3 protein-coding genes and 4 pseudogenes are annotated in these 4,298 nt (G+C 61.2%); 1 reads left to right on the plus strand and 6 read right to left on the minus strand.

Translation table 11 applies throughout. The features are described 5' to 3' along the window. Positions 1–268: IS66 family transposase (locus CUC53_RS12380; protein WP_157798265.1), on the plus strand; the 268-nt coding region annotated here is incomplete at its 5' end. Here CUC53_RS12380 and CUC53_RS12385 read toward each other — a convergent pair. The 6 genes and pseudogenes from CUC53_RS12385 to CUC53_RS12405 all read right to left on the minus strand — a co-directional run. After that, positions 223–1,077: a glutathionylspermidine synthase family protein gene (locus CUC53_RS12385; protein WP_236757915.1), complete on the minus strand. Its 855-nt coding sequence runs from the start codon at positions 1,075–1,077 to the stop codon at positions 223–225. The two genes, CUC53_RS12380 and CUC53_RS12385, sit on opposite strands and share 46 nt — an antisense overlap. 2 nt (positions 1,078–1,079) lie before the next feature. After that, a pseudogene (locus CUC53_RS12390) lies at positions 1,080–1,427 on the minus strand (DUF1190 domain-containing protein); the annotation flags it as partial. A gap of 205 nt (positions 1,428–1,632) precedes the next feature. Beyond that, entirely contained in the window at positions 1,633–2,676 is a 1,044-nt protein-coding gene (locus tag CUC53_RS12395; protein WP_236757916.1) for a lipocalin-like domain-containing protein, read from the minus strand. Between the two features lie 5 nt (positions 2,677–2,681). Then, positions 2,682–3,695: pseudogene (locus CUC53_RS12400) on the minus strand (FtsX-like permease family protein); the annotation flags it as partial. Positions 3,696–3,697: 2 nt separating this feature from the next. Further along, positions 3,698–4,074, minus strand: a pseudogene (locus CUC53_RS19275) (cell division protein FtsX); the annotation flags it as partial. Beyond that, a pseudogene (locus tag CUC53_RS12405) lies at positions 4,074–4,298 on the minus strand (hypothetical protein); the annotation flags it as partial. The pseudogenes CUC53_RS19275 and CUC53_RS12405, both read right to left, overlap by 1 nt.

Consider the following 4,298-nt stretch of genomic DNA (forward strand, 5'->3'; position numbering starts at 1 on the left):
GCGGTTTATGAGTGATGACGATATTCCGCTGACGAACAATGAGGCGGAACGAGCGCTGCGCGGCTATGTGCTGTGGCGCAAAGGGAGCTACGGCGTGTGCTCACATCGTGGCGAGTTGTTTCGCCAGCGTATCCTGTCGTTGGTGGAGACAGCCAAACGCTTGGGACGTTGTCCTCAGGAGTGGCTGCGCGCCATCGTCAAAGCCTGCATCGAGAAAACGGATTACCCCATCCCTGCCGAATTGTGTGCGTCAAGCCCCTGCCGGTGAACGGTTACCAATATCCCTTTATTGGAGAGGATCATCTTCCAAGCCGGTTCGATAAAGCGGGTCTGGCTGGTCAGCAGCGTTTGGCCAAAGGGTTCACGCACCATGAATTCCCAAGGGTAGAGTTTAAAGAGTTCGTGGATGGGAGCGTTGCCCAAATCCACCAGCTGCCCTTGCCACTCGCCGATATCTGCCAAATCAACGAAACGGGCGTCACAGCCGGCCTGCAGGGCGATATCAATGAGGTAATCAAGGTTGCCTCTATCCTCTAGGTTATCGCCCACGCAGGTGAAGTGCAGGGGGGCGCCATGGCCATGTGCCGCAAAGGCGTCATACAACTGCTCTTGCAGCGAGTTGAACTGATCGACCCCTGCGGGTAGCACACCCCGATGCACCTGATCCTCCAGCCAAATCCACTGGAAGAAGCCTGATTCATAGAGGGAGGTGGGGGTATCGTAATTGAGCTCCAGCAGCTTAGCCGGGCCATGCCCATCATAGGCGAGATCCAGCCGACCATAGAGATGAAGATCGCGGCGCCGCCAAGAGTCCTCCAGCGCGGGCCAGCAATATGCGGGGATATCGAGCCGAGTCAACAGCGCTTCGCTGGCCACTATCGTCGGGATCAGTGAGAGGGCCATCTGATGTAGCTCCTCGGTCGGTGCTTCCAGATCCTCTTCGATCTGGCGCAGGCCAAAACGGTAATAAGCGCTCTCGTCCCAATAAGGCTCGCCATCAAAGGTGTGAAATTCAAAGCCGAGTTCAGCGGCCCGCTCGCGCCAGTTAGGACGCTCGGGTAGAGCAATGCGCTCCATATTTATCCTCCGTTGCTGTGACTGTGGCGATAGCTGCCGCTATCGGTGTTGCAGTCGTTAGCCCAGCGAGCTGCTTCTGCGCCAAAGCCGCCGCGCCGTACTTGCAGGGTGGGCGCTAGCGTCACGGCACTTTGACACACCGAGATCCGTCTGGTATTGGCGGGCAATGTGGTGCCTTGGGCAGTACGCAGGGTGTTGGGCTCATCAATGCGTTGATAAAGCGGCTGGGTTGGGATTCCGGGGGCGGGGCTATTCAGCAGCGCGACCCCACTGGTCAAAAATCCTTTCATACGCGGCACATTCTCCTCGCACCCTCCCAAGCCGAAGTCCACCTCACACTCAGCCCGATCAAGGAAAGCAGGGGGTTAAGACAATGGTACTGAGTGATGAGCGGAAAATAAAAGAAAAGACTCGTTGTTACCCATGGTGCGGCAGCACCGATTTATACCAGCTTTATACCAACGCAGCCGCGGTGAGCACGCGAGTGGGGCCGTCGCTAACGGGAACTGTCCCACTGATCGCCAGCTGGCCCGGACCCGCTAGGTGGCATGGCGGCTAGTAGCCCGTCATCTCCAGATAGCCGACGCCGCTGGCATCCCCTGACACGCTCACGGCCCCTTCCCAGTAATCAAAGCGGCCGCTCATCGCCTGATTGGGCTGGCGTGCTTGGATGGTCAGCTGCATCTGGGCGGCCTTTAGTTGCCATTCGATGGGGTAGGGTTGGCCCTTGGGGCCACGCCACATCTTGCCTGGCACGAAGTGGATCTGCTCGGGAGGTAGCACGCGGCTGCGACCGTCCGGCTCAATCAGAATACCGTAGCGGTTTTCGGGATTGGCGTGGCCCGCCTTGGTGCGCAGGCGAAACAGCATCAGCTCGCGGCCATCATTGAGCTGCAGCGAAAACCAGTCCCAGCCCGATTGCCACTGGGCCAATACCGAGCTGCTCCATTCGTGATCAAACCAGCCTTGGCCACTGACCTGACGGGTTTCGCCATCGCGGGTCAGGGTGCCGCTGAGCGCCAGACGCGGGTAGGAGTAGTAAAACGAGGCGTTGCCTGGACTTTTTTCGCTGTAACCCTGTTGACCCTGCAGCACCGCGGGTTTGATGGCGCTCACCTTAAGTTCAAGATCCCCCGCTGCGCTCTGCACCTTGAGGGTGGCAGGAAAGAGCGATTGTCCTTGAGAGGTCAGCACCCACTCTTTGAGCCAATACTCGCCGCCGCTGGCACCCGCGAGCCCCGGTCCTTGCCGACTGATGCGCTCATCCTGCTGGTGGCTGCTTTTGCTCACGTCAGTGAGGGCGAACTGGGCCAGCCAGAGCTGGGGAGTGAGCCAGGGATTGCTTGATGTTATCTGCTGTGTGATACCCTGACGAAACAAGGTCCACTGCATACCGTAATCGCGGCCCTGCTCATCTTTGAGGTTGCCGGTCAGATACCACCACTCCGAGCGGTAGGCGGGGTGGGCGGCGTGATCGGCGGGCAAGTGGATGGGCTGGCCCTGTTCGGCTTTTTTGAACTGCTCGCCGCCATTGCCCAGAATGGTGCCGAGATCGGTGGCCGTAACGGTGGCGTTATATAAGGTGCAGGTGAGCAGCAACCCTATACCGCGATGGCGGTGCGATCTAGATGATAGAGGGTTTCGGCCACTCCCAGCCTTGCGCTCAGGGGGCCCGCCGAGCGTAACCACCGGCGCCCTAATAGCCAACGCAGCGCATCAGGCAGTAGCAGTGCCATGGCCAGCAGCCAGCCCCCAGCGACCAACAAGGCGCCAGCCAGACCAGTTTGTGGCAGCCACAGACAGAGGACGCAGATCAGTAAGATCGCGCAGGCCAGTTGTCGCCGTAGCCTAGCATGGGTCGGCGGGCGAGTGCTGCCCTCGCGCAGCGCTAGGGGGGATTGGCGTAGCAGCTGCCACCAGCTGGGTAGGTTGGCGGCAAGGGTCCCAAGCAGGCCAATCCCCAACGCCTTGAGCAGGCTGCTGGGGGAGAGGCGCAGCAGATCAATGGGATTGGGGCCGTAGAGATCGGCGAGCGCTTGGGTCAGTTGTCCCATCAGGGCCAGCGCTAGCAGGCTGCCTAGCAGCAGCCCGAGCAGGGTACCGATGGTTGCGAGCATGAGCAGCTCCAGCGTCAACCAGCCGAGCAGTCGGCGCGGCGCCATGCCGAGCATGATCAGTTGGGCCAGCTGGGGGCGGCGTACGCTCTGCACGAAGCGCTGGGCGTTGAACACCAAAAACAGCCCCACCGCCATGGCGAGCAGGGAGAGCGCAGAGAGGTTGAGTGCCAACGCATCACCAAGCTGGCTGGCATCCAGAGCGGGGCTGATGGGCTCAAGCCAGAGGGGGTGGTCAGGGTAATCGGCCTGCAGCGTGCGCTGCACCATCTGTGCCTGCGCCTCGCTTAATTTAAAGACGATGCGATCGAGGCGGCCCTCTTTGCCCAGTAGCTGCTGGGCCAGACCGATGTCGGTCAGCAGCAGCCGATCCATCGGCACAGCGCCCGGCACAAAGGTCCCTGCCAAGGTTAGGGTGAGCGAGCGGACAGGAGAGTGCTCGCCGTCATCCAGTACAAAGCGGCGCGGTTCACCCAGCAGCCAGCCAAGGCGAGCCGCCTCAGGNNTCGGGCTCGCGACCCGGGAGGTGGCCAAACAGCTGACGCACGGGGCCGAGGTTGAAGAGATCCATCCCCAGCAGTTGGAGGCTGTGCCCTTGCTCGTCTTTCAGCCAGCCATGCAGTTGGGGCATGGCCTCAAGGGCGGGCTGGCTGCGCACCAGTCGGACATAGATCTGCTCATCCACGCCGCCGTTTGGGGCCAGTCGGTAGTTGGCGTCCCCCGCTAGCTGGCTGCGGGCAGCGACGAAGTTGGTGCGGGCACTGTGGTTAAGCAGCTCGATGGCCACCACCAGCGAGACCCCCAACACCAGCCCAGCCAGACTCATTAGTAGCAGCCAAGGGTGGCGGCGATAGAGGCGCAGCAGCGCCTTGAGTGGCAGCATCAGCGGCAATCCGGCACTGAGTAGCGGGCGTGATTGATGGGGTGATCCATCGGATGAACCATGGTGGTGCCCTTGAGCCCGACCAGCTGGCCTCCTTCTAGCCGCAATACCCGATCCGCCAGTGCGCCATAGGCGGGGTTGTGGCTGACCAGCAACAGGCCGGCGCCGGTATCGCGCACTGCCGCCATCATCAGCGCCATCACCTGCTCGGCGTTGTGCTCATC

The sequence above is a fragment of the Aeromonas cavernicola genome (assembly GCF_002795305.1).
Classification (GTDB): Bacteria; Pseudomonadota; Gammaproteobacteria; order Enterobacterales; family Aeromonadaceae; genus Aeromonas; species Aeromonas cavernicola.

Coding starts and splice junctions, on each gene's coding strand:
- CUC53_RS12385 (WP_236757915.1), bottom strand. CDS start 1,077: ATGGAGCGCATTGCTCTACCCGAGCGTCCTAACTGGCGCGAGCGGGCC.